The organism is Albibacterium sp., assembly GCF_035514885.1.
GTDB lineage: Bacteria > Bacteroidota > Bacteroidia > Sphingobacteriales > Sphingobacteriaceae > Albibacterium.
In genome coordinates, this window is sequence record NZ_DATJCH010000003.1 from 72,293 (window position 1) to 95,675 (window position 23,383).

At 37.8% G+C, this 23,383-nt stretch carries 21 protein-coding genes; 10 read left to right on the forward strand and 11 right to left on the reverse strand.

All coding sequences use genetic code 11. The annotated features are described in order from the left end of the window. Positions 1-19 precede the first annotated feature (19 nt). Positions 20-1,150, reverse strand: coding sequence for a TlpA disulfide reductase family protein (locus VL047_RS00395; RefSeq protein WP_325357364.1), 1,131 nt, complete (start codon positions 1,148-1,150; stop codon positions 20-22). 151 nt (positions 1,151-1,301) lie between these two features. Between VL047_RS00395 and VL047_RS00400 the strand changes: the two genes are divergently transcribed. Further along, positions 1,302-2,366 (forward strand): branched-chain amino acid aminotransferase, encoded by a 1,065-nt coding sequence (locus VL047_RS00400; protein ID WP_325357366.1) that lies wholly within the window; start codon positions 1,302-1,304, stop codon positions 2,364-2,366. 4 nt (positions 2,367-2,370) lie between these two features. On the opposite strand, the gene VL047_RS00405 is transcribed toward VL047_RS00400, so the two are convergent. Together VL047_RS00405 and VL047_RS00410 are read right to left on the reverse strand one after the other, a co-directional pair. Further along, entirely contained in the window at positions 2,371-4,152 is a 1,782-nt protein-coding gene (locus VL047_RS00405) for a hypothetical protein (protein WP_325357368.1), read from the reverse strand. A 10-nt stretch (positions 4,153-4,162) separates the two neighbouring features. Beyond that, on the reverse strand, positions 4,163-5,851 hold the full coding sequence (locus tag VL047_RS00410) for a hypothetical protein (RefSeq protein WP_325357370.1): 1,689 nt from the start codon (positions 5,849-5,851) through the stop codon (positions 4,163-4,165). Positions 5,852-6,006: 155 nt separating this feature from the next. Here VL047_RS00410 and miaB point away from each other — a divergent pair, with 155 nt between their 5' ends. From miaB to VL047_RS00450, 8 genes are all read left to right on the forward strand, one after another. Continuing rightward, complete coding sequence (gene miaB, locus VL047_RS00415) at positions 6,007-7,434, forward strand: tRNA (N6-isopentenyl adenosine(37)-C2)-methylthiotransferase MiaB (RefSeq protein ID WP_325357372.1); 1,428 nt, start codon at positions 6,007-6,009, stop codon at positions 7,432-7,434. 6 nt (positions 7,435-7,440) lie between these two features. Then, entirely contained in the window at positions 7,441-8,679 is a 1,239-nt protein-coding gene (locus tag VL047_RS00420; protein WP_325357374.1) for a sigma-54 dependent transcriptional regulator, read from the forward strand. 113 nt (positions 8,680-8,792) lie between these two features. Then, positions 8,793-9,203: an LptE family protein gene (locus VL047_RS00425; RefSeq protein ID WP_325357376.1), complete on the forward strand. Its 411-nt coding sequence runs from the start codon at positions 8,793-8,795 to the stop codon at positions 9,201-9,203. 26 nt (positions 9,204-9,229) lie between these two features. After that, positions 9,230-10,126 (forward strand): hypothetical protein, encoded by an 897-nt coding sequence (locus tag VL047_RS00430; protein WP_325357378.1) that lies wholly within the window; start codon positions 9,230-9,232, stop codon positions 10,124-10,126. Between the two features lie 7 nt (positions 10,127-10,133). After that, positions 10,134-10,487 (forward strand): preprotein translocase subunit SecG, encoded by a 354-nt coding sequence (gene secG / locus VL047_RS00435; RefSeq protein WP_325357380.1) that lies wholly within the window; start codon positions 10,134-10,136, stop codon positions 10,485-10,487. A 227-nt stretch (positions 10,488-10,714) separates the two neighbouring features. Beyond that, positions 10,715-10,990 (forward strand): co-chaperone GroES, encoded by a 276-nt coding sequence (gene groES, locus VL047_RS00440; protein WP_325357382.1) that lies wholly within the window; start codon positions 10,715-10,717, stop codon positions 10,988-10,990. A 96-nt stretch (positions 10,991-11,086) separates the two neighbouring features. Further along, entirely contained in the window at positions 11,087-12,721 is a 1,635-nt protein-coding gene (gene groL, locus VL047_RS00445; RefSeq protein WP_325357384.1) for a chaperonin GroEL, read from the forward strand. A gap of 132 nt (positions 12,722-12,853) precedes the next feature. Continuing rightward, complete coding sequence (locus tag VL047_RS00450) at positions 12,854-14,395, forward strand: S41 family peptidase (protein WP_325357386.1); 1,542 nt, start codon at positions 12,854-12,856, stop codon at positions 14,393-14,395. A gap of 4 nt (positions 14,396-14,399) precedes the next feature. On the opposite strand, the gene lipB is transcribed toward VL047_RS00450, so the two are convergent. Further along, a complete protein-coding gene (lipB, locus tag VL047_RS00455) occupies positions 14,400-15,098 on the reverse strand; it encodes a lipoyl(octanoyl) transferase LipB (protein WP_325357388.1) in 699 nt (232 codons plus the stop codon). A gap of 23 nt (positions 15,099-15,121) precedes the next feature. After that, entirely contained in the window at positions 15,122-15,760 is a 639-nt protein-coding gene (locus VL047_RS00460; protein ID WP_325357390.1) for a 4'-phosphopantetheinyl transferase family protein, read from the reverse strand. Between the two features lie 131 nt (positions 15,761-15,891). Between VL047_RS00460 and dcd the strand changes: the two genes are divergently transcribed. After that, positions 15,892-16,428, forward strand: coding sequence for a dCTP deaminase (dcd, locus tag VL047_RS00465; RefSeq protein ID WP_325357392.1), 537 nt, complete (start codon positions 15,892-15,894; stop codon positions 16,426-16,428). Here dcd and prfB read toward each other — a convergent pair. From prfB to rplM, 6 genes are all read right to left on the reverse strand, one after another. Further along, positions 16,425-17,511 (reverse strand): peptide chain release factor 2 gene (gene prfB / locus VL047_RS00470; protein WP_414635293.1). Its coding sequence is split into 2 segments (ribosomal slippage): positions 16,425-17,459 and positions 17,461-17,511, totalling 1,086 coding nucleotides; the frame shifts between segments, so codons are not numbered across the junction. The two genes, dcd and prfB, sit on opposite strands and share 4 nt — an antisense overlap. Positions 17,512-17,585: 74 nt before the next feature. Next, positions 17,586-20,489, reverse strand: a complete 2,904-nt coding sequence (locus VL047_RS00475) for a DEAD/DEAH box helicase (RefSeq protein ID WP_325357396.1) — start codon at positions 20,487-20,489, stop codon at positions 17,586-17,588. A 169-nt stretch (positions 20,490-20,658) separates the two neighbouring features. Next, positions 20,659-21,498, reverse strand: a complete 840-nt coding sequence (gene tsf / locus VL047_RS00480; RefSeq protein ID WP_325357399.1) for a translation elongation factor Ts — start codon at positions 21,496-21,498, stop codon at positions 20,659-20,661. Between the two features lie 98 nt (positions 21,499-21,596). After that, complete coding sequence (gene rpsB / locus VL047_RS00485; RefSeq protein ID WP_325357401.1) at positions 21,597-22,484, reverse strand: 30S ribosomal protein S2; 888 nt, start codon at positions 22,482-22,484, stop codon at positions 21,597-21,599. 18 nt (positions 22,485-22,502) lie between these two features. Next, positions 22,503-22,889, reverse strand: a complete 387-nt coding sequence (rpsI, locus tag VL047_RS00490; protein ID WP_325357403.1) for a 30S ribosomal protein S9 — start codon at positions 22,887-22,889, stop codon at positions 22,503-22,505. Positions 22,890-22,900: 11 nt separating this feature from the next. Beyond that, positions 22,901-23,344 (reverse strand): 50S ribosomal protein L13, encoded by a 444-nt coding sequence (rplM, locus tag VL047_RS00495; RefSeq protein WP_325357405.1) that lies wholly within the window; start codon positions 23,342-23,344, stop codon positions 22,901-22,903. Positions 23,345-23,383 lie beyond the last annotated feature (39 nt).

Here is a 23,383-nt window from a genome sequence, read left to right on the forward strand (position 1 = left end):
AGTGGGATTTTATATCCCATTAGTTTAAAAATTCTTCCAGTGTGGTATGAAGTTCTTCGCCACGAATATTAGCCGCAATGATTTTACCCGTAGGATCAAGCAAGAAATTCCGAGGGATAGCCCTTATCCCATACTCTTTTGCAACTGCATTATTCCAGAACTTAAGATCAGATACCTGAGTCCAGGTTAATTCATCATCCTTAATTGCCTTTAGCCAGGAATCTCTACCGGTTTCCCGATCTAAAGAAACTCCCAATACTGTAAATCCTTTATCTTTATACTTTTCATATGCTGCAACGATATTCGGATTTTCCTGACGGCAAGGCGCACACCAGCTAGCCCAAAAATCAATAAGCACATATTTACCCTGAAGTGAAGAAAGGCTTACAGGATTACCATCCGGGTCATTCTGTGTAAAATCAGGAGCAATAGCTCCAACCATAACCCGCTTTCCTAACTCAAGTAATTGACGCAATTCTTTTGCTGGTGCCATTTCCTGAAGTTCAGGAGATAATGAATTTAGAAGAGGTTCAATCAAAATAACATCGGGCATCGGACCAGCTATCTCTAATAAAGTCCTCAAACTTAAAAGAGAGTTCGGAGAAGTTTTGATAAAATTTATATACGCGTCATCCTTTTCTTTTTGCAAGGCATTGTACTGACTCTCTAAACGTCCATTAAATTCTGGTGAGTTCATCTCCTCTTGTGTTGCTTCACTGAATCTTTTTCTAAAAGCCTTCTCTTTAGCTGTAACCGCAGCCAGACTTGAGTTGAGCTTATAGCGATCGTTGTTTAGGGGAGTTCCGGATAAAACAGCATTATAAATAGAATCAGTGCCCTTAATGCTAATTTCTCCGCCTTCGAGAAACAGATTCAAAAGATCGGGGCTACTCAACTGAGACATTCCAACACCTTTATGATCAACCGTCAGAAGAGCCTCACCCGGCTGACTTACTACACCGGCAAATGTGAATTTACCCTGATTGATTGATGTAGAATCTATCTTTCTCTGCGCTCCATCGCTGTATATAAGATAGGCTTTGGCTGTATTCGGCGCGTTCGTTATTTCTCCGGTAATGGTATAGTTCTCTTGTGCAAATACCATAAAAGGCAATACGACAAAAGCACTTAGTAACATTCTCTTAATCATTGTATTTTATTTTTAAATGAGAGACATTTGAACAAGCTCTCCAAGCAAAATTAACTATTTAAAGATAGATCCGCGTCATCTAAAATTAATATTAGAATTCAAATCGTTTTTTTCTTAAATTGCGCTAAGAATAGGTAAAAAATAAAATATCGTGGAAAAAGTGCATTCTATAGAAGTTGAGCAAACAACATCGTCTCGTTTAGCCCAAGTAGATTTTGAAAATCTGAAGTTCGGACAACACCTGTCTGATCATATGTTGGTAGCAGAATATAATAATGGTGCGTGGCAAAGTGTCAAAATCGTACCTTATGGAAACATCGTCTTGAGCCCTTCTAGTTCATTTATCCACTACGGACAATCAATTTTTGAAGGGATAAAGGCCTATAAGCTTGAGAATGGAGATATCAGTATTTTCCGTCCGGATCAAAATCATGAGCGTTTTAACAAGTCAGCGGCCCGTTTAGAAATGCCGACTGTTCCCGCTGAAATTTTCATGGATGGTTTAAAAACATTAATCGATTTGGATAGAGATTGGGTGCCTCATACAAAAGATTCTTCTTTATATATCCGTCCTTTTATGTTCGCAACGGAAGCTGCGTTGGGAGTACACCCTTCTGAAAGCTATACATTTATGATAATAACAAGCCCGGTGGGTTCTTATTATAACAAAGCATTGCGTTTGAAAGTAGAAACTCATTATACACGTGCTGCTAATGGCGGTGTAGGTTTTTCTAAGAATGCAGGTAACTATGCACTTTCTCTTCACCCAACAAAACTGGCACAGGAGGAAGGGTTTGACCAGTTAATCTGGACAGACGCCAAGGAACATGCCTATGTAGAAGAAGCTGGAACAGCTAATCTTCTATTCAGGATTGGAGACACCTTGATAACACCCTCTTCAGAAACTATTTTAAGAGGCATTACGCGTTTAAGCATTATGGCGATTGCCGAAAAATGGGGTATGAAAACTGAATCGCGCAAAGTTTCAGTTAAAGAGTTGATTGAGGGCATTGAGAACGGTACAGTTACCGAAGCTTTCGCTGCAGGTACTGCAGCTACCTTAACTCCTATTTCAGAAATCGGATACGAAGGAAAAGTATACAAATTAAGCGATCCGGCTACCCGTGAATTTTCAAATAAGGTTTTAAAATACCTGAATGAATTACGCTACGGAAGGATTGAAGATGAATTTGGATGGAATTTAGTGGTTGAATAAACCACTATTCCTTCTCTTTTTTCTTAAACACTCCTTTTATAAAAGAACCAACTTTCCTGGCAGCTTGCTTAGTATCTTCAACTCGCTGTTTGGTTTGTTCGGCTGTTCTTTTCAGCCTTGACTCGCGTTCTTGGCTAACACCTACGCTTGTTTTTACCCCTTGGAATATACTCTTCCACATAAATTTAAAAATCGAATATGTGGATGGGCGCCTATAGTAAACTGTGCCCGGGATAAATTCTCCCAAAGCGGTTGGATTGCTGCTGTTGATAATAAAGCTATTGGCAACTGTAGAAGCTATTTTACTCTTGATAACGCCCTCCTCCTCTAACATCAATAACCTAACTTTTAAATCGTTATATCTGAAATTGACGGTTCCCCGGGCATCCTTTTCATTTGCTTTAAAATTAAAGGCAAGGCTCCGAATGTTAGCAGAATTTATTTCTACTTCAGCCAATGGTATCAATACTGAATTTAAGGTTCTACCATTCATAGCATTTAACTTACCTTGAAATTCGAAAGCACCGATATCTGAAGCCAAATCAAAATGAAAATTTGTTTGTAAAGCTGCCGCATTCATAAATTTAGTTTGCATAGCAACACTCATAATCGGATTATGGCTAATAGCCAAAGAATCGTTAGTAATGTTGGTGAAAAGTATAGTCGAATTATTAAACGATAGCTTACCTGTTTTCTGAGTTACTTTACTCAGCTCTTCATAAACAATGTCTGTATTCAGCAAATTCAGCGTATCAATGTTTAATCTCCATGCTAATTTCTGTAATTGCTGATGCGGGTCCTTGCCTTTTTTATTCGCAGGAGGCCTTGCATAGTTTGTATTATTATAAACCTCGACCGAGCCTTTTGCAATATTAACTTTCCCGGCATGAAAACGTTGATTATTCAATAACTCAGGAACATTGATGCCTTTAATTAATAAGGAATCAAAAGCTAAATCAAAACGTTCGCCTGACTTTTCTCCTACCTTGTAGAAATCTTTTTTACTCTGACGGGGCTCTAATTCCAATCGGTCGATTTTTAAGCGTTTATCAGTTGTAGAAAAGTCTATCGCGGATAAGTTAATATAATACATGCTGTCGCGCGTAGCAATCTGATAGCTATCCATTTTAAAATTAAGACCCGATGAATAATAAACACGCGACGAGTCGTGCTGAGAAAGAGAATCGATCAGGAAATCATGGACAGCAATGTTAATATTTTTTAGCTTCGTTTCCTTCGGTTCTTCCAATGTATTATTCTGATAGGTAAAATTCAGGTTATTAATGGTAAAATCGTTTACATGAAGCTCTTTAAGAAACCTGGATAGTTTTTGATAAGGTGTTTTCTTCTCCTTTGGTTGAATTGAATCGTTTTTTGGCAGATCCTCGTTCATAACTAGTATGGTAGGATCCTGAACCATAATCTCATCAATATTCAACTTTCGCTGTTTATATAATCTGGTTGGATGGAAATTTTTGATCTTAATTGACTTGATTTGCACCGAGTACTGATTATCCGGAGCATCGCCTGTTATCTTTAATTTTTCATAAACCTCTTTAACAGGCGTTAGCGACACATTCGTGAGATAGGCGTTCCCACTATACCAGCTAAAGTCGAATTCATCATAACTCAATTGATAGAGGCTATCGGTAGAAGAACTGACAAGAGCTTGAAGGCGTTCATTAAGAATTGGCTTCCAATGTCTGCTTAAGTACCAGGAACCGCCAAATACGATCAGCAGTACAATTATAAATATAGCAATGGCAATCTTCCAACCCTTCTTCATGTCTATACCTTTAAAGTTCGGGCACTCCTACATTTACCTTTAATCCCGTAAATATACTCTTCCACATTAAATTAAAAAAGGACCTTTCGCGGTCATGAGTATAACTTACATCAGCACTTAGAGGAGTTTCGCCCTTTTTTCTGGGGTTGCTGTTTTTTACAATAAACGTATTTGCCAGAAAGGAAAGCAAGCCTTTCTTTTTCAATACTTTTCCGTCTTTGCCTAATAAGCTAACTTTTAAATCACTATAAAGCATCTGAACATTTGCTGTTGAGCCATAGCTGTTTGCATGAACATCAAACGTGACTTTTTGTATGGTTCCACCTTCAATCTTCGCCATTGCAAGCGGCTCCAATAGTTGATTATAAAACGGACCGTCAGATTGACCTAATGAACCTTTATAGTTAAACTCTCCATCCTTATCCTCCATGTTTAAATTAATATCAACTACAAGCTTAACCTTTCCTAAAAAGTTTGTTTGAAAAGTAGTCCGGCACCAAGGATCCTTTTTCCATTGTAAACTATCGTTTGTTATATTATGGAGCGTACCGTAGATATTTGTAAAATAAGCAGTGCCGGCTTTCTTTGACTGATCACTTAGTTCTTTATAATAAACATCAAAATTCTTTACATGCATGGTATCCACTATTAATGGAACAGCCAATCTTTTTATAGCAATGTTGGGGAAATTTCCAACCTTCACCCCTCTGGCTGGTGGTAACATCTTATTGTGAAAAACCCGCAGTTCGGCATCCTCAAGATTTAAAGCTGAAACGTGTAAACGGCCTTCTGCTTCGAGATGCTTAAAATTCACATCCCGGGCATTCAGATTTTGAATAACCATTTGATAACGGTCTCCTTCTTTACCCATCTTTTGTGAGAACTCTAATTCGGGATATTGAGGGATGATTTTAAAATCAAGAATATCAATGGTTCTATTTTTCATAGAAGCCTTCACTTCTCCGATCGTATACTTATACATTCCATCACTTGCAGAAAATTGAACCTTTCTGCTATTAACCTGAATATTTTTGCAAAACCAAAAAGTGGTTGAATCTTTCTGGCTAAGAGAGTCAATAAAAATTGACTCGAGCGCAAAGCTCAGATTACTCCACTTGCCTTCTTGCTTAGTTGTATCACCCTTTTCCTGCCGAACATAGGACAGTTCATTAACTCGGAGTACTTTTATTTTTGCGTCTTTTAAAAGGGAGGGCATTTGCTCATATAAAGATTCATTTGCATTGGAATCAACCTTGGCCGTATCGGTCATTTTCATAACAATAAGATCGGGCCTGTTGAGGGTAATGCTAGAAACATCCAGATCCTTTTTGAAAATCAATCTTAAAAAACCAAGACCTGATATATCCAGTGATTGAGCATTTATCTTAAAAAGCTTGGAAGCACGTTGCGTGCTGTCAAGCTTAAAATAGGCTGTCGTATCTGGCAAGAGCTTTACATTCCTCAATCCGACAGAACCACTTAACAGACTGACATTCATCCTATCGAACTTCAATTCATACACACCTTTTGTTTCTGTACTTATTCTTTTCTTTAGGGTTTCAGGAAGGCGGCTCTGTAAAATAAAACCGCCAATAATCAACAGTAAAACTATAAAGCCTACTACAGATGCTGTCCAGATTAATATTTTCTTCCAATTATTTTCAATTGATTGTTTTAGATCACTGCGGTTTTTATCCATAAAGTATAATAAAACTCATTCTTACCTGTTAACTAACATAAATCAAGGTAAATAGTTCATTCATTCAGAAACTTATACAATTTTACTTTGCTTTAACATGACAAACTGTCATTATATCATTTTTTTTGTATCTTTGATGTTCGAAATCAAAATCTATGTTAGAATTAAATATTCAATCAAAAGAACACGATGAAGCTCGCCAAGGGGAAGCACTTTTGCTAAAGAATGACCTATCAACAAATGATAGCAGAAAGCTATATATCGAAAGTTATGGTTGTCAGATGAATTTTGCAGATAGCGAGATTGTTGCTTCTATTTTATTTGACTATGGCTTTGAAACTACCGGGACTTTTAATGATGCTGATGTAATTTTCATCAATACCTGCTCTATTCGGGAGAACGCAGAACAACGGGTTCGTAAACGTTTAACAGATTTTAAAACCGCAAAGAGTCAAAATCCAGGAATGATTATCGGAGTTTTGGGCTGTATGGCAGAACGGTTAAAGTCAAAATTCCTAGAAGAAGAGAAACTAGTTGACTTAGTAGTGGGGCCTGATGCGTATCGCGACTTGCCAAATCTTATCGCAAAGGTTGAAGAAGGCTCTCGTGAAGTGAATGTGTTGCTTTCGAGAGAAGAAACATACGCTGATATTAGTCCGGTGCGCTTAAATTCCAATGGCATCACGGCATTTATCTCCATCATGCGTGGCTGTGATAATATGTGTTCCTTTTGCGTAGTACCCTTTACACGTGGTAGAGAGCGAAGCAGAAGTGCTGAATCCATCGTACAGGAAGCAAGAGATTTATTTGAGGCGGGCTATCGAGAGGTAACCTTATTAGGGCAGAATGTTGATTCATATAAATATAAAGCGGACGGAAAAGAGAATGAAGCGGTTATAACCTTTGCAGACCTACTGGCTATGGTTGCAGATGTCGATCCTTTATTAAGGGTACGCTTTTCTACTTCGCATCCCAAGGATCTTACAGATGACGTTCTTTACACAATCGCTAAATATCCCAATATCTGCAACAATATTCACCTGCCAATCCAGTCAGGCAGTTCGCGTGTTTTAGATTTAATGAACCGTACGTATACAAGAGAGTGGTATATTGACCGTATAAATGCCATCCGTAGAATTGTACCGAACTGTGGTATTTCAACCGATATTATTTCTGGATTCTGTACTGAGACTGAACAAGATCATGAAGATACTTTATCCATTATGGATTTAGTTCAATACGATTATGCGTATATGTTTACCTACTCAGAAAGACCGGGAACTTTAGCTGCAAAACGGCTTGAAGACGATGTATCTGAAGAAGTGAAAAAACGAAGACTGACAGAAATTGTTAGTAAACAAAGAGGATATAGTCTTAAAAGGCTAGAAAATCAATTAGGAAAAACCCATAAGGTACTTATAGAAGGCTTTTCAAAAAGATCAGATCAGGATTTTTGCGGCAGAAACGATCAAAACTCAATGGTGGTTTTTCCTGTTGTTGATTCTTATAAAATTGGAGATTATGTAACCGTATTAGGGGAAACCTGTACATCGGCTACATTAATCGGAAAAATTATTGAATAATTAAGTATGGATATACAAGATGTAAAAAACAGATTCGGAATTATTGGGAATTCTCCTCTTCTGAATCGGGCTATTGATGTTGCCAAGCAAGTTGCACCTACGGATATCTCTGTTCTAATAACCGGTGAAAGTGGTAGTGGTAAAGAAGTATTCTCACATATAATCCATCAATTGAGTGCAAGGAAGCATGGACCTTTTATCGCAGTAAACTGCGGGGCGATTCCAGAAGGGACTATTGATTCTGAACTTTTCGGACATGAAAAAGGTTCATTTACGGGTGCACACGAGGCGCGTAAAGGATATTTTGAAGTGGTTAATGGCGGCACGATTTTCTTGGATGAAGTAGCTGAACTACCTGTCGGAACGCAGGCCAGGTTACTACGCGTATTGGAATCGGGGGAGTATATCCGAGTAGGTTCATCAAAAGTACAAAAAACAGATGTACGTATTGTTGCAGCAACTAACGTAGACGTATATAGTGCGGTTGAAAATGGGAAATTCAGGGAAGATTTATATTACAGGTTAAATACCGTTCCATTAAGAATCCCTTCCCTACGTGAACGAAAAGAGGATATTAATCTAATCTTCAGAAAATTTATAGCTGACTTTACTGATAAGTATCGCAGCCCAAGTGTACAGTTAACAGAAGATGCCCAAAGGCTTTTAACCGAGTATGGCTGGCCAGGGAACGTACGTCAATTAAAGAACGTTGCAGAACAAATTGCCGTTCTTGAAAAGGATCGTAACATTACCTCGCAAACTATCAAAAACTATTTACCGCCTGAAGGAAAGAGTAACTTACCGATGCGGATCCCGCATGGCAATAAAGATGATTTCTCAGAACGGGATTTGCTATACAAGGTTCTTTTTGATATGAAGAAGGATATGGTTGAGTTAAAAAAACTGGTTGTTGGCATTGTAAACAATGGTATTAATTCATCTACCATAGACGAACACTCTCCATACATCAATCAGCTGTACCAGGAAATAGATCAGCCACGTGTAGAATTTCCCAGTTCTCCTACGCTAACGATCCATCAACCAAATCATGATAACTCTGACGATATCAATATTACTGAAGATGTAGAGGAAGTCGAGGAATCTTTGTCATTAGTAGATAAAGAATCTGATTTAATCAAGAAAGCCCTTAAAAAGCATAAAGGAAAGCGTAAATTAGCTGCACAGGAGCTAGGTATTTCAGAAAGAACGCTATACCGTAAAATTAAAGATCTAAATCTAAACTAATGTTTCTTGCTATTAAAAATAAATTAATCTGTGCCTTTATTATATTCGTTGCTCTAGGGTGCAATTTATCTTGTGGTATATACAGCTTTACGGGCGCTTCTATACCAGCATCGATGGAAACAGTCAGTGTTGATTTCTTTGAAAACAATGCTCCTTTGGTAGTACCGTATTTAAGTCAGGATTTTACAGAAGCGCTGAAAGAAAGAATTAGAAATCAAAGCCGGTTAAGTATGGTTAGGGCAGATGCCGATGCATCTTTCTCGGGAAGGATTACGGGCTATACCATTAATCCGACAGCGGTTCAGGGTAACGACCGTGCCGGGTTGAATCGATTAACCATTACAGTAAGCGTTAAATATACAAATACAGCTACCCCATCATTAAATTTTGAGGAGTCCTTTAGCCGTTTTAAGGATTTTTCTACAAACGCCGGCCCTATTCAAAGTCAGGAGCAACAACTGATAAAGGATATTAACGCTATGCTAACGGAAGATATTTTTAACCGTGCCTTTGCAAATTGGTAAATGAGGATATTAATATGGGAATAAATATGAAACAAAAAAGGTTTTATCAATTCTTGGCCAATCCGGACCAAGCTGATTTGACTGAGGTGAAAGAGTTGATTAGGGAGTATCCATACGCTCAATCTCTTTGGGCTCTACAAGCACGATTAAGCGTTTTGAAAAAGACGGAAGATGCTAAAGCTATTTATCAAAAAGCAATTTTGTATAGTACTGACCCCGAAACATTCAAGGAATTCGTTTATAACGAAAAAATTGAAGAAATTGAGTATACTGACTCAGAGAAATATTCTATTGAGGAAGTGCTTCAAGGTACTTTAGTGTCTGATCCATTAAGGGAGGAGGAACCAGAAGCTGAGGTGGAGGTTGAGACTGAAGTTAAAACTGAAACTGAGAATTCAACACCTAGTCGATACCTGGATGACTGGATGCCCTATTCATTTGTATGGTGGCTTCAAAAAACCAGAATGGAATATGCCGATACCTATCAGCCTTATGCTCCTTCAGATGACAGTGAGAAAAAGAACGAAACCGACAAGAAAAACTTATCCAATCCGTTAGACCAACAAATCAGGGAGCATATCTTTAACCTCCAAGATCCTGAAAAGAAATTAAGCGAACAATTTAATGGAAACGCCAAAACTTTTAAGATCCCTCATAAGGAAGATGCGATCATAGAAAAGTTCATTAAAGAAGATCCGCAAATAAAGCCTCCTACAGCTGATAAAATCAATTTAGAGAACAAGGCGCGTAGAAGTGCCGAAGATAATTCAGGTTTCGTGTCTGAAACACTTGCCAAAATTTATACGGAACAAGGACTTTATCACAAAGCTATAGACACTTATAAAAAATTAAGTTTGAAATATCCCGAAAAAAGTCTTTATTTTGCGAACCTTATTGAAAAACTGAATCAGAAATTAAATTAATTATACAATGTTTTATTTATTTATCGCTCTTATTATCCTAGCCTCTATTTTATTGGTATTTATTGTATTAATACAAAATCCAAAAGGTGGCGGATTAAACTCAAACTTCGCGGGATCAAACAACCTGATGGGTGTTAAACGCACAGGAGATATTCTTGAAACCGGTACTTGGGTGTTAGTTATCGCTATCATGGTTATTTCTTTATTAATTAATGCTACCATGCCTACAGATGGTGGTGCTGGTATAGGTGGTTCTGGATTAGGAGATCAAATTACTCCTACCACGGTACCTACAACTACAGCTCCGAATACAGCTGCACCGTTAACTCCGATTACTACACCAAGCGATACAACTAATTAAAATTAGATAAACCGAATAAATTGAAGGGGATGAAGGTTTCATCCCCTTTTTTTGTATAAAGGTTCTCTGTCATTTTTGCATAAGCCAATGACAACTTTAAAGAGAGCTTCTGCTTTTAAGAGCAAAAGAATGAAAAATTGGCAAGGATTATACAAAAACAAGCTTTGGCATAATTCCTGAACAAGTAGTTAAAGTGTTAAACATTAAATTTTTAATAGATCAAAATTATGGCATTAAACATTAAACCTATCGGAGACAGAGTGGTTGTACAAGCCGCTCCTGCAGAAGAAAAAACCGCATCAGGGATTTATATTCCAGATACCGCAAAAGAAAAACCTCAACGTGGATCTGTGGTAGCTGTTGGTGATGGTAAAGTTGACGAACCATTAACTGTAAAAGTTGGCGATGAAGTACTATACGGAAAATATGCGGGTACGGAGATTACCTACGAAGGAAAAGAGTACTTAATTATGCGCGAATCAGACATTTATGCAGTTCTTTAATTGCAGAAGTCTTACGCATAACATTCAATAAATTAACGGTTTGAATAATTATCTGATTAAGGATTAATTATAATTAATAACATTACTATAAATAAAATGGCAAAAGAAGTAAAATATAATATTGATGCGCGTGATGCTCTGAAAAGGGGCGTTGACACGTTAGCAAATGCTGTAAAAGTAACCTTAGGACCAAAAGGTCGTAATGTAATTATTGAGAAAAAATTTGGTTCTCCGGCTATTACGAAAGATGGTGTTACGGTAGCTAAAGAAATCGACCTGAAAGAGCCTATGGAAAACATGGGTGCACAAATGGTAAAAGAAGTGGCTTCTAAAACTGCTGACCAAGCTGGTGATGGTACAACTACTGCAACTGTTTTGGCTCAGGCTATCATTACTGCAGGTATTAAAAACGTTGCAGCGGGTGCGAACCCAATGGATTTAAAACGTGGAATCGACAAAGCAGTTTCTATCGTTGTAAATAACCTGCAATCTCAATCTCAGACAGTAGGAGAAGATAATCAAAAAATTAAGCAAGTTGCTTCAATTTCAGCTAACAATGACGAAGTTATCGGTTCATTAATCGCTGAAGCAATGACCAAAGTTGGTAAAGATGGTGTAATAACTGTTGAAGAAGCAAAAGGTACTGAAACTGAAGTTAAAACTGTTGAAGGTATGCAATTTGATCGCGGTTACTTATCGCCTTACTTTGTTACCAACACTGATAAAATGGAAGTTGAGTTAGAAAGCCCTTACATCCTGATCTACGATAAAAAGATCAGTAACATGAAGGAACTTCTTCCTATTTTAGAAAAACAAGTACAAACAGGAAAACCACTTTTAATCATTGCAGAAGATTTAGACGGAGAAGCATTGGCTACATTAGTAGTGAATAAAATCCGTGGTTCATTGAAAGTTGCAGCAGTTAAAGCTCCGGGATTCGGTGACCGTAGAAAAGCAATGTTAGAAGACATCGCTATCTTAACAGGTGGTACTGTAATCTCTGAAGAAAGAGGTTTCAAATTAGAAAATGCTGAATTAGATTTCTTAGGCCAGGCAGAAAAAGTACTTATCGATAAAGATAATACAACCATGATTAATGGTTCTGGTAACAGCGAAGATATTAAAGCACGTGTAAGTCAGATTAAATCTCAAATCGAAAGCACTACATCTGATTACGATCGTGAAAAACTTCAAGAGCGCTTAGCAAAATTAGCTGGCGGTGTAGCTGTATTATATGTTGGAGCTGCAACTGAAGTTGAAATGAAAGAAAAGAAAGACCGTGTAGATGATGCTTTACATGCAACTCGTGCAGCAGTTGAAGAAGGTATTGTAGCTGGTGGAGGTGTTGCCTTCATCCGTGCAATTGAAGCTTTAGCTGATCTGAAAGGTGATAACGAGGATGAAACTACTGGTATCAATATCATCAAACGTGCTATCGAAGAGCCTTTACGTCAAATCTGTACAAACGCAGGTGTTGAAGGATCTATCGTAGTTCAACGAGTAAAAGAAGGTGCTGCTGATTACGGCTACAATGCACGTACTGATTCTTATGAGAACTTAATTAAAGCCGGTGTTATTGACCCGACTAAAGTTTCTCGTATAGCATTGGAAAATGCAGCTTCGATCGCATCGATGTTATTAACTACTGAGGTAGTTCTAGCAGATGCTCCAGAAGAAGATAAAGGCGCTGCCGGTGCTCCTCCAATGGGCGGCATGGGCGGAATGATGTAATATCATTTGCTATATAAATAAAAAAAGCCATTCTGTTTATTCAGAGTGGCTTTTTTTTTAAGCCTGTTATCTGTTAATTCTTAAATACTTATTCCTTTTTTATAATTATTTTTGATTAGAAAATCGACGGGCATGAACACATCATATATATTATTCTTAAAAAGACATTTTTTATTTAGTTCTATTATTCTCTTATTGTTCGCGGCCTCCTGCCAAAAATCAGAAGTTCCTTCTCCTATACCTCCCCGTACAAGAGACACCTCTCGTGTTCCCGGTAATCCAGCATCAAATACTGCGATTAACACATGGATAACCGATAGTATGCGTATTTATTATTACTGGAACAAAAGTATACCTAATGACGCTCAATTAAACCTCAAACTAGCTCCTCCCGACTTCTTCGAGAGCATACTTGATGATGCTGATCGGTTTTCCTGGATTCAAAACGTTGATGATTTAAATGATAATCTGGCTGGTGTAAGCACTACCACCGGATTGAATATTATGCTCGTATCATACAACGATGATGAAAGTGTTTTAGGGGTGGTAAGATATGTCATTCCCGGATCTCCCGCTGACATTCGTGGTATAAAACGAGGTGATCTTTTTACGGAAGTAAATGGTACATCAATGACTTCTGGAAATTATGAAACACTGCTAGATCCTTATTTTAACGGGGAGAGTTTCCAAATTACTCTTGCTACCATAGAAGATCAAGTTTTAAAAACTGGAAGTAAAGTCAATCTTACTGCTACGCGCGTAGATGAACCATCTGTCTATTATCATAGCATCATTACCACACAATCTGGCAAAAAAGTAGGATATCTTTTTTATAATCGCTTCTTAAATGAAGAATCAAATGAACTTCTTGACGTTTTCAAGGAATTCAAATCATCGGGAGTCAACGAACTTATTTTGGATCTGCGTTATAATTTAGGTGGCGGAATCGCTGTTTCCGGCTTACTGTCAGCATTGATTAAACCAAACTATAATAAGAACCAAATCTTCGTGAATTATAATTATAATGACCTTTTAAACGCCATGATTCCTGTAGAAGATAGGAATGATAGCTTTTCAAGACTATTCCCTGCATTATCAAACAGTCCGGATACGGCTGCAACAGCCAGTACCATGAATGCTGAAGTACAAGCTGCAAACTTAAATCTACCGAAAGTTTATATATTAGGAACCTATAATTCTGCTTCTGCAAGTGAACTGGTAATTCATAATTTGGCTCCTTATATGCCTGTTATTCATATAGGTGAAACCACTCGAGGCAAAAATGAGGGATCCATTACAATCGAAGATACCCGAAAACCACGGGTAATAAATTGGGCTCTACAGCCGATTATTGTTAAACTAGCAGATAAAAATGGCGAAGGAGATTATGATCAAGGCTTAATACCGGATTATGAGATTGACGAAGTTGATTTCTTGCCTTTATCGCCCATCGGCTCTAAAGAAGATCCATTAATAGCAAAAGCATTAAGCCTGATCGATCCTGTTGCAAGTCCGCAAGCACGAGCCAGAACGATGACATTTGCACCAAGGTCTCTTTTACAAAAGGTATCCTTCGCAGGTGAATTAGATAAAAGAATAATGAAAGCTCGTCCGGTCCAAATGGATGGAACCATTGATACGGAAGCTCTCAAAAGGATTAAGGGAAATAAATAAGGATTTAAACAAAATCCATCTGAAAGAGTACTGACAAATGGTGCTTCAGTCGCTTTTTCACTTCAGATATATCTTGCTTCGCTCCGAGCTCTGCTTCCATGGAAGTAACCTGTTTATCATCAATCCCACATGGAACAATGTGATTGAAATAACTTAGGTCTGCGTTCACATTAAAGGCAAAACCATGCATCGTCACCCAGCGACTGCTCCGAACGCCCATAGCGCATATTTTGCGGGCGCGCTCACTATCCGGCTCTAACCATACCCCGGTATAACCGGGATATCTTCCAGCCACGATGCCATACTCTGCTAAGGTCAGTATAATGGCTTCCTCCAGCGTTCTTAAGTATAGATGAATATCTGTAAAGAAATTATCAAGATCTAATATCGGGTAGCCAACAATTTGTCCCGGCCCATGATAAGTAATATCTCCACCTCTGTTAATCTTATGATAGGTTGCACCTTTCTCTTTAAGTTCAGCATCGCCTAATAGCAAATGCTCAGGTTTACCGCTTTTTCCGAGTGTATATACATGTGGATGTTCTACAAAAATAAGGTAGTTATCTGTAGGACCAACCGTGTTATTTGTACGATTAGCAACCTTCTGAGCTACAATATCGGCGAAAATACTTTCCTGCTTTCCCCAAGCCTCCGAATAATCGACACTCCCCCAATCCTGAAAAATAACTTTCTTGTTTTGCATTGTTTTTATTTCAATCTACAAATTTACGCATTGCAAACATAGGCTAAAAGGTAACCATCCATTTTCTCATAATCTACTGTCAGATGTTGCGAAAAATCTGAGGTATACAGACGCGCATCAAGTTTCCCGGTTTCTTGATATTGAAAAGCTTCAATTTCAATGTTCTGTTTTAAAGAAATCCCCTTTTTTCCCTGCCATTTAAAAATTGCTTCTTTAGCACACCAGCAAACATAAAGTCTTTCAATTTTATGTTCACCATTCACTCTTTCAATTTCAAAATCTTTCAGAAATTTTTTAGCTATCCGCCTTATCTTAGGTTGAATTATTTCTATATCTACACCTACAGCATGCTTTGGATGAACCATTGCAATAGCAAAATCATTTGAGTGGCTCAGGGAAATATAACCCTCGTATTTATCAATATAAGGCTTGCCATGCTCATCTTTAAAACACTCAGCCACTCCTTCCGGAAACAAAGCATTCAATGCCTGTCGTACTGCTAACCAACGTATTCTCCCTTTTTCTGAACGGATCGCTAATAACTCATTTTGCTCCCGATTACTGATGCATAAGCTTGATCGCAATTCCTCTTCACTTTCTTCAATTTGCCATAAGCATAGGGAGCTTCCATTGGCTAAGGTTTTAATATAACGTATCGGCATTCTCTCTTAATTTCTTTTCTTTTTTGATAAAAGCATTCCAAATTACAAACATTTGTCCGGATATTAATTTAAAAACAGTTTTTTGACTTCTCCGAGTATATTAAGCAAGATTATTTTCTAATTTTACATCCATGATTTTATCTGATAAACGAATACTTGAAGAGATTGAAGCCGGAAACATTGTAATCGAGCCTTATGATCGTAAATGCCTGGGGACCAATTCATATGATGTACATTTAGGGAAGTACCTGGCTACTTACAAAAATCGAATATTAGATGCAAAAGAACACAATGAAGTTGTTCATCTGGAAATCCCAAAAGAGGGGATTGTTCTGGAACCAGGCACCCTATATCTGGGGGTAACCGTTGAATATACTGAAACCTATAAACACGTTCCTTTTTTAGAAGGAAAATCAAGCATCGGTCGCTTAGGAATCGACATCCATGCTACTGCAGGAAAAGGCGATGTTGGCTTTTGCAATACATGGACTTTAGAAATATCTGTCACTCAATCCGTTCGCGTTTATGCCGGAATGCCAATCGGGCAGCTTATCTACTTTGCTGTTGAGGGTGAAATCGAAATTCCGTATAACACCAAAGGGAATGCAAAATACAATCGGAAAACTACCAAACCAGTAGAAAGCATGATGTGGAAAAACGATTTCTAATCGTCGCTAAATTCCATTAAATACGCCTTTAAAAACTCATCTATTTCCCCATCCAATACAGCTTGTGTATTGGATGTTTCATAATTTGTACGCAGGTCTTTCACCATTTTATAAGGGTGCAATACATAGTTTCGTATTTGCGATCCCCATTCAATCTTCTTCTTATTACCTTCAATTAGAGCCGTTGCTTCCATTTTCTTACGCATCTCTATCTCGTACAATTGAGATTTCAACAAGCGCATCGCATTTTCCTTGTTTTGCAATTGAGAACGGGACTCTTGATTTTTAATAACAATTCCCGTAGGTTTATGATGCAATCGAACAGCAGTCTCTACCTTATTAACATTCTGTCCACCCGCACCTCCTGAACGAAAGGTATCCCATTCAACTTCAGAATCCTTAACATCAATCTCAATCGTATCGTCAATTAACGGATAAACATATACAGAAGCGAATGAAGTGTGTCTTTTAGCATTAGAATCAAAAGGTGAAATACGCACCAGTCGATGCACACCATTTTCTCCTTTTAAATAACCATAGGGAAAACTGCCTTCAAACTGCAATGTAACAGATTTCAGACCTGCAATTTCACCCGATTGATAATCTTGTTCAGTAATCTTATAACCATTTCTCTCTCCCCACATCAAATACATCCTCATCAACATCTCAGCCCAGTCGCAACTTTCCGTCCCTCCCGCACCTGATGTAATTTGAAGAACTGCACCCAATTGATCTTCCTCAGAACTCAGCATATTCTTAAACTCCAAATCCTCTAAAGCATGCAAAGCATGATTATATACCTCATCAACTTCTTCAGCACTGGCATCTCCTGCATGAAAGAAATCATACATTACAACCGAGTCTTCAACAAGCGTTAACAGCTTATCATAAGAATCAGTCCAGATCTTTTTACTTTGTATGGTATGTAATACAGCCTCAGCTGCTTTAGGGTCATCCCAAAAATTAGGAGTAAGTGTTAAACTCTGGTCTTTATGGATCTCTTCTCGTTTAGTATCGATGTCAAAGATGCCTCCTCAGGGAAGCAGTTCGATCCCTCAAATCTTGAATATTTTCTTTGGTCATTGCACAAATATACGATTAATGATGTGTCTATTTTTAGAACAACAAAAACAATTGATAGTTTAATAAATCAATAATTACTTCAATAATTCTGTTATATCATCTTCTGTCAACGACTTCACGAAGCTTTCTTCTATCTGGATCAACGAATCAGCAATTACTTTCTTTCGGTTCTGCAATGCCAGAATCTTTTCTTCTACAGAATCTTTGGTAATAAACTTATATATAAAAACATTGCGAGTCTGTCCGATACGATGCGAGCGATCTATCGCCTGCATTTCTACTGCAGGGTTCCACCAAGGATCCAAAATAAAAACATAATCGGCCTCTATAAGATTCAAACCTACACCACCCGCTTTAATCGATATCAAGAAAACATTTACAGCATCACTCTCCCTGAATTCATTAACCACTTCTTTGCGGTTCTTGGTAGCTCCATCCAAATAGGCAAAGGCAATGTTTTCCTGCTCAAAATACTCAGCATAAATTTTCATCTGTCTTACAAACTGAGAAAAAATCAGAACCTTATGCCCTCTCAATAAAACATTCTCCAAGGTATCAATCACATTCTCAAACTTCCCCGAAGATTCTTTGTATTCGCTATCAATCATACGGGGATGGTTTGCTAGCTGTCGGAGTTTACTCAAGCCTTGCAGAACCTGGATACCTGTCTTCTTAAAACTTCCATCCTCTAATTGCTTAAGCATCAAATTACGATACTCGGCCTTAATCTTCTCATAATAATCAGCCTGTTCTTCCGTCATGCTGCAATAGAATATCTTTTCAGACTTCTCTGGAAGCTCGGTGGCCACCTGAGCTTTCGTTCGGCGCAAAACAAAAGGCTTAATCAATACCTGCAGTCTTCGTGCAGCTTCCTCATCCTTCTTCTTCTCAATAGGAACAACGAATTCCTTCAGAAAAAACGAATGGCCTCCCAATAATCCTGGATTAATAAATGCCATTTGAGGCCATAAATCAGCTACTGAATTCTCAACCGGAGTACCGCTCAATATTAATTTATTCCGCCCTCTCAGCTTATTAATCGCTTTAAATGACTTAGAGGAAACGTTTTTTATATTCTGGCTTTCATCCAATATAATGTAATGGAACAAAAATTCTCCCAAAACAGGCTCATCAATCCGGGCTATTCCATAAGTACTGATAACCAGATCATAATTGGAGAAATCTATAGCGGACTTATCACGCCCTCCACCTGTATGATTTAGAATTTTTAAATGAGGAGCAAACTTCTGAGCCTCGCTCAACCAATTATAGATCAAAGAAGTAGGCATAATAATTAGCGAAGTGGTATTGCTGCCTGCAGTTGAAAGATCCTCTTTTTCTTTTTGCAGAAGTGCTAAGGTCTGTACCGTCTTTCCCAATCCCATATCATCTGCCAGACAGCCGCCAAAGTGATATTTCTTTAAAAATTGAAACCAATTATATCCTGCCTTTTGATAAGGACGCAAACTTCCGCTAAAATTAACAGGATCATCAACCTCTTCCAGCATCTCAAAATCCGCCAACTTCTCTATCTTTCTCCTCATACTTATTCCCGCGATTTCACTCTCCTGCAATTCATTGATCACCCCTACATGCTGCTTCTTTAATCGTAAAGACTCATTACCTTCCGCAAAATAAAAGAAATTCACAAATTGGGTAAACCATTGCTCCGGAATAATAGCTACTTCGCCCGAAGGAAGGACAAATTCCCGTATCTTATTTAATATATTTTTTCGAAGACTTATAAAAGGAATGCTATACTGTCCAAATTGGACCATCGCCTTAATGTCAAACCAGTCATTATCCTCCTTCACCTCCAAGTCCAGTTCTATCTTTCCAAATAGATATTGTTTTTCTGCCTTTTTCTGTATAACATCAAAGCCGTTTTCCTTCAGCTCCTCAATATGTTCACTTAACCAGTTAATCAACGAGAAATCTTCAACACTCGTATTCTCGTTAAGCGAACGATCAATTTCAAATTGATTTGAAAGACTCGTCTTCGGATGAAGACCCAAACTCTTAAGAAATAAAATCCGTCCACTTTCCCATTGGACTGATCTTTTTACACGGTAAAAAGTGTATGCGTCCGATTCTGCATTATATTCTAGTTTAACACTAACCTTCTTTCCAGATATATCCGCAAAGGTATAAGGCCCGTATTTAAATTTAACTTTCAGAACCGGTCCTTCAGCCGCCGGATAGCTAAACTCAAGAATAGGGGTTCCATCATATTGCTGAGTTTTAATATCAAATCCTTCCGCATATACATGATGCTTTTCAATCAAAGGACCAATGAATTTCTTAAAATAACTCTGCTCAGCTGATCGTGGAATAGAGATAAATCTCTTATTCAGAAAAGGCGATAACTTCTTGCCATCTACATCCTTTTCAAAGAAATACAGAACATTCTCCAATAGCAAACAGGCGGGTTCATTCGTAATTACTTCTGCATCTTTGTACATGAATTCCATTCGGAAACCATCATATTTTAATGTTGGAAAATAACGAAGTTCTGTATCCGAACGTCTAAAATGAAACAAAACAGAAGTTAAATGCTCCGCAAAGGCCAGGGGAGTTTCAACCGGCCACCCTTCCTTGCTCATTAAAAAAAGAGATTTATCTTTCAGTAACTGCAGTATCTGATTCAAATTTTGTTCAATCCGCGGACGGATTACAGCAAATATTTTTGGAGTAAAAATGTTTAAGAAATATTCCGAAGGACGAATGTTCTTCTTATAAAAACGCTTAATCAACTGACTCTGCTCAATCTCCTCACACAACTTAATTAAGACCCAGTCGGTCTCATCCATGCCCTGAACATACTCTGAAGCAGTGTTCATAAATAAGCGCTGGTAGGTAAGCGAGAAGCTATTATCCTGATTCAATTGCACGACATGAGGTTCAATTAAATAGCCCAGAAACTCATGCCTACACAAAGAATAAACTATCTTAAATGGTTTCTTACTATCTACTCTCATTATTAAACTAATCGCTTTTTAATTCTTTTATAATTTTTAAAGGGTTTTAAATATAATGATTCCTTTTGGATTAAAGCCTATTATTAAAAAACAGGCATGCAAGCGACTTCTATAAACAAAAAATGCCCTCCTTTAATAGGAGGGCATTCAATATAAATTTATTAAGATGTTATGACCCTAACTGAATTCTTTTGAACGCAGTTACAGTCAAACCCTTAGAAACACTATCCAAGAATTGGCTGATGTTTTTAGATGAATCTTTAACAAACTCCTGATTCAATAAAGTATTTTCTTTATAGAATTTATTCAATTTACCTTGTGCAATTTTTTCAATCATAGCTTCAGGTTTTCCTTCAGCACGGATTTGTTCCTTAGCAATTTCAAGCTCACGCTCAACCAAAGAAGCATCTACACCATCTTTATCAATAGCAGTAGGGTTCATCGCTGCAATTTGCATTGCTACGTCTCTACCTGCATCTTCAACACCTTCTGCATCTGCGCTTAGTCCAACTAAAACAGCTAAACGGAAGTTGCTATGAACATAAGCTACTACTTTCTCAGCTTCAACAAGCTCATAAGTCGAAACTTCAACTTTTTCACCTGTTTTACCTGTTTGCTCAATAATTAAATCAGCAACACTTACATTATTGATTGTTAATGCCTTTAGTGCTTCAACACTCGAAGGCTGTTCGTCCGCTGCAAGGTTAAGAATACTTTCAGCAAATGCAACAAACTCATCGTTCTTAGCAACGAAATCTGTTTCGCAATTAACCTCAACAATCACCCCTCTTTTTCCATCTACAGAAGTTTTTGCTAAAACCAAACCTTCATTTGATTCACGATCTTGACGATTTGCAGCAACCTTTGCACCTTTTTTACGTAGATAATCAACTGCATCTTCAAAATTACCTTTAGCCTCTACCAAAGCTTTTTTGCAATCCATCATACCTGCGCCTGTTTGTTGGCGTAGTTTATTTACGTCTGATGCAGAAATTTGTACTGTCGACATTTTTTCTCCTTTATTTATTAATAAAATAATTATGGGTTGTTAATTAAGTGTCGTGAAAAAGCAAAACACATAATCAACAACCCACAACATTAAAAAATTTAATCCTTTTTCTCTTCTACTGTATCTTCTGCACTCTCTTCAGTTGCTGTTTCAGCAGCTTGAGGTGCTTCGGAACTTGCAGATTTACGAGTGCGTTTTTGAGCGCCTTCTTTTTTCTCAGGAGCTGCTTCTTGCTTAGCATTATCTATTTGTGCTTTTGCTGCTGCTGCTTCTTTCTCTGCTTCATCCTCCTTATCGCGTTTACGCTCTTCTAAACCTTCTTTTATTGCCTGACCAATTACGTCTGCAATTAATGAGATTGATTTTGAAGCATCATCATTCGCTGGAATAGGAAAATCGATATTTGATGGGTTAGAGTTGGTATCAACCATTCCAAAGGTAGGAATGTTTAATTTGATAGCCTCACTAACTGCAATATGTTCTTTCTTTACGTCAACAATAAATAGCGCTGCAGGCAAACGGTTTAAATCAGCGATACCACCTAATAGTGATTCCAATTTAATACGCTCACGTTGAATCATCAATCTTTCTTTCTTTGATAAAACATCGTATGTACCATCTTTCGTCATTTTGTCAATGTTTGACATTTTTTTGATCGACTTACGTACAGTAGCGAAGTTTGTAAGCATACCACCTAACCAACGTTCCGTAACATACGGCATGTTAGTCTCTTTAGCGTGCTCTGCAATAATATCTTTTGCTTGCTTCTTTGTAGCAACAAATAATATCTTACGTCCTGATTTTACAATTTGTTTAATTGCAGATGAAGCTTCTTCTAACTTCACCAATGTTTTATTTAAATCGATAATGTGGATGCCGTTACGCTCCATGAAAATGTATTTCGACATTTTCGGATCCCATTTGCGGGTAAGGTGTCCAAAATGTACACCTGCATCCAGTAATTCCTGATATGTTGTTCTAGCCATTGCTTGGTCCTCCTTAAATTAACGTTTACTAAATTGAAATTTCTTACGAGCTTTAGCGCGTCCTGGTTTCTTACGTTCAACCATACGGTTATCACGAGTTACCAATCCTTTAGCACGTAAAGCCGATTTAACTTCTGGGTCGAGCTCAATTAAAGCTTTAGCAATTGCTAAACGCACTGCCTCCGCCTGACCTTTAACTCCACCACCCGAAACGTTAACTTTAACATCATGGTTTCCAGAAACTCCGGCAACCTCAATGCTTTGCGTTACTATGTATTGCAAGGGCAATGTTGGAAAATATTCTTTGTAATCTTTACCGTTAACGATAATGTTTCCGCTACCTGCACTAAGATAGATACGTGCAACAGCAGTTTTTCTTCTTCCTGAAGTGTTTGTAATTGACATTTCTTTTCTCCTTAGAATTTAACTGTTTTAGGACTTTGAGCCGCGTGCGGATGCTCATTACCAGCATACACAAAAAGGTTCTTGAATAGAGCGCGACCTAATTTGTTCTTAGGCAACATACCACGAACCGCTTTCTCAACGATGCGTGTTGGGTGTTTAGCCAATAATTCCTTAGGAGAAATGAAACGCTGACCACCTGGATAACCAGTATAAGAGGTATAAACCTTGTCATTCAGTTTATTTCCGGTCAACTTAACCTTGTCTGCATTAATAACAATCACGTTATCTCCGCAGTCTACGTTTGGGGTAAATGTAGGCTTGTGTTTTCCTCTGATTACTTTCGCAATTTCAGAAGACAAGCGCCCCAAAATCTCACCTTCGGCATCAACTACAATCCATTCCTTATTGGTGGTTTGCTTGTTGGCTGAGACAGTTTTGTAACTTAACGTATTCACTTGCTTTGTTTTATTTTATGAATAATTTATATTTTTCCC

Excerpts from the sequence above, each read along its gene's own strand:
- VL047_RS00395 (WP_325357364.1), bottom strand. The coding sequence starts at position 1,150 with ATGATTAAGAGAATGTTACTAAGTGCTTTTGTCGTATTGCCTTTTATG.
- VL047_RS00405 (WP_325357368.1), bottom strand. The coding sequence starts at position 4,152 with ATGAAGAAGGGTTGGAAGATTGCCATTGCTATATTTATAATTGTACTG.
- VL047_RS00410 (WP_325357370.1), bottom strand. The coding sequence starts at position 5,851 with ATGGATAAAAACCGCAGTGATCTAAAACAATCAATTGAAAATAATTGG.
- miaB (WP_325357372.1), top strand. The coding sequence starts at position 6,007 with ATGTTAGAATTAAATATTCAATCAAAAGAACACGATGAAGCTCGCCAA.
- VL047_RS00420 (WP_325357374.1), top strand. The coding sequence starts at position 7,441 with ATGGATATACAAGATGTAAAAAACAGATTCGGAATTATTGGGAATTCT.
- VL047_RS00425 (WP_325357376.1), top strand. The coding sequence starts at position 8,793 with ATGGAAACAGTCAGTGTTGATTTCTTTGAAAACAATGCTCCTTTGGTA.
- VL047_RS00430 (WP_325357378.1), top strand. The coding sequence starts at position 9,230 with ATGAAACAAAAAAGGTTTTATCAATTCTTGGCCAATCCGGACCAAGCT.
- secG (WP_325357380.1), top strand. The coding sequence starts at position 10,134 with ATGTTTTATTTATTTATCGCTCTTATTATCCTAGCCTCTATTTTATTG.
- groES (WP_325357382.1), top strand. The coding sequence starts at position 10,715 with ATGGCATTAAACATTAAACCTATCGGAGACAGAGTGGTTGTACAAGCC.
- groL (WP_325357384.1), top strand. The coding sequence starts at position 11,087 with ATGGCAAAAGAAGTAAAATATAATATTGATGCGCGTGATGCTCTGAAA.
- VL047_RS00450 (WP_325357386.1), top strand. The coding sequence starts at position 12,854 with ATGAACACATCATATATATTATTCTTAAAAAGACATTTTTTATTTAGT.
- lipB (WP_325357388.1), bottom strand. The coding sequence starts at position 15,098 with ATGCAAAACAAGAAAGTTATTTTTCAGGATTGGGGGAGTGTCGATTAT.
- VL047_RS00460 (WP_325357390.1), bottom strand. The coding sequence starts at position 15,760 with ATGCCGATACGTTATATTAAAACCTTAGCCAATGGAAGCTCCCTATGC.
- dcd (WP_325357392.1), top strand. The coding sequence starts at position 15,892 with ATGATTTTATCTGATAAACGAATACTTGAAGAGATTGAAGCCGGAAAC.
- VL047_RS00475 (WP_325357396.1), bottom strand. The coding sequence starts at position 20,489 with ATGAGAGTAGATAGTAAGAAACCATTTAAGATAGTTTATTCTTTGTGT.
- tsf (WP_325357399.1), bottom strand. The coding sequence starts at position 21,498 with ATGTCGACAGTACAAATTTCTGCATCAGACGTAAATAAACTACGCCAA.
- rpsB (WP_325357401.1), bottom strand. The coding sequence starts at position 22,484 with ATGGCTAGAACAACATATCAGGAATTACTGGATGCAGGTGTACATTTT.
- rpsI (WP_325357403.1), bottom strand. The coding sequence starts at position 22,889 with ATGTCAATTACAAACACTTCAGGAAGAAGAAAAACTGCTGTTGCACGT.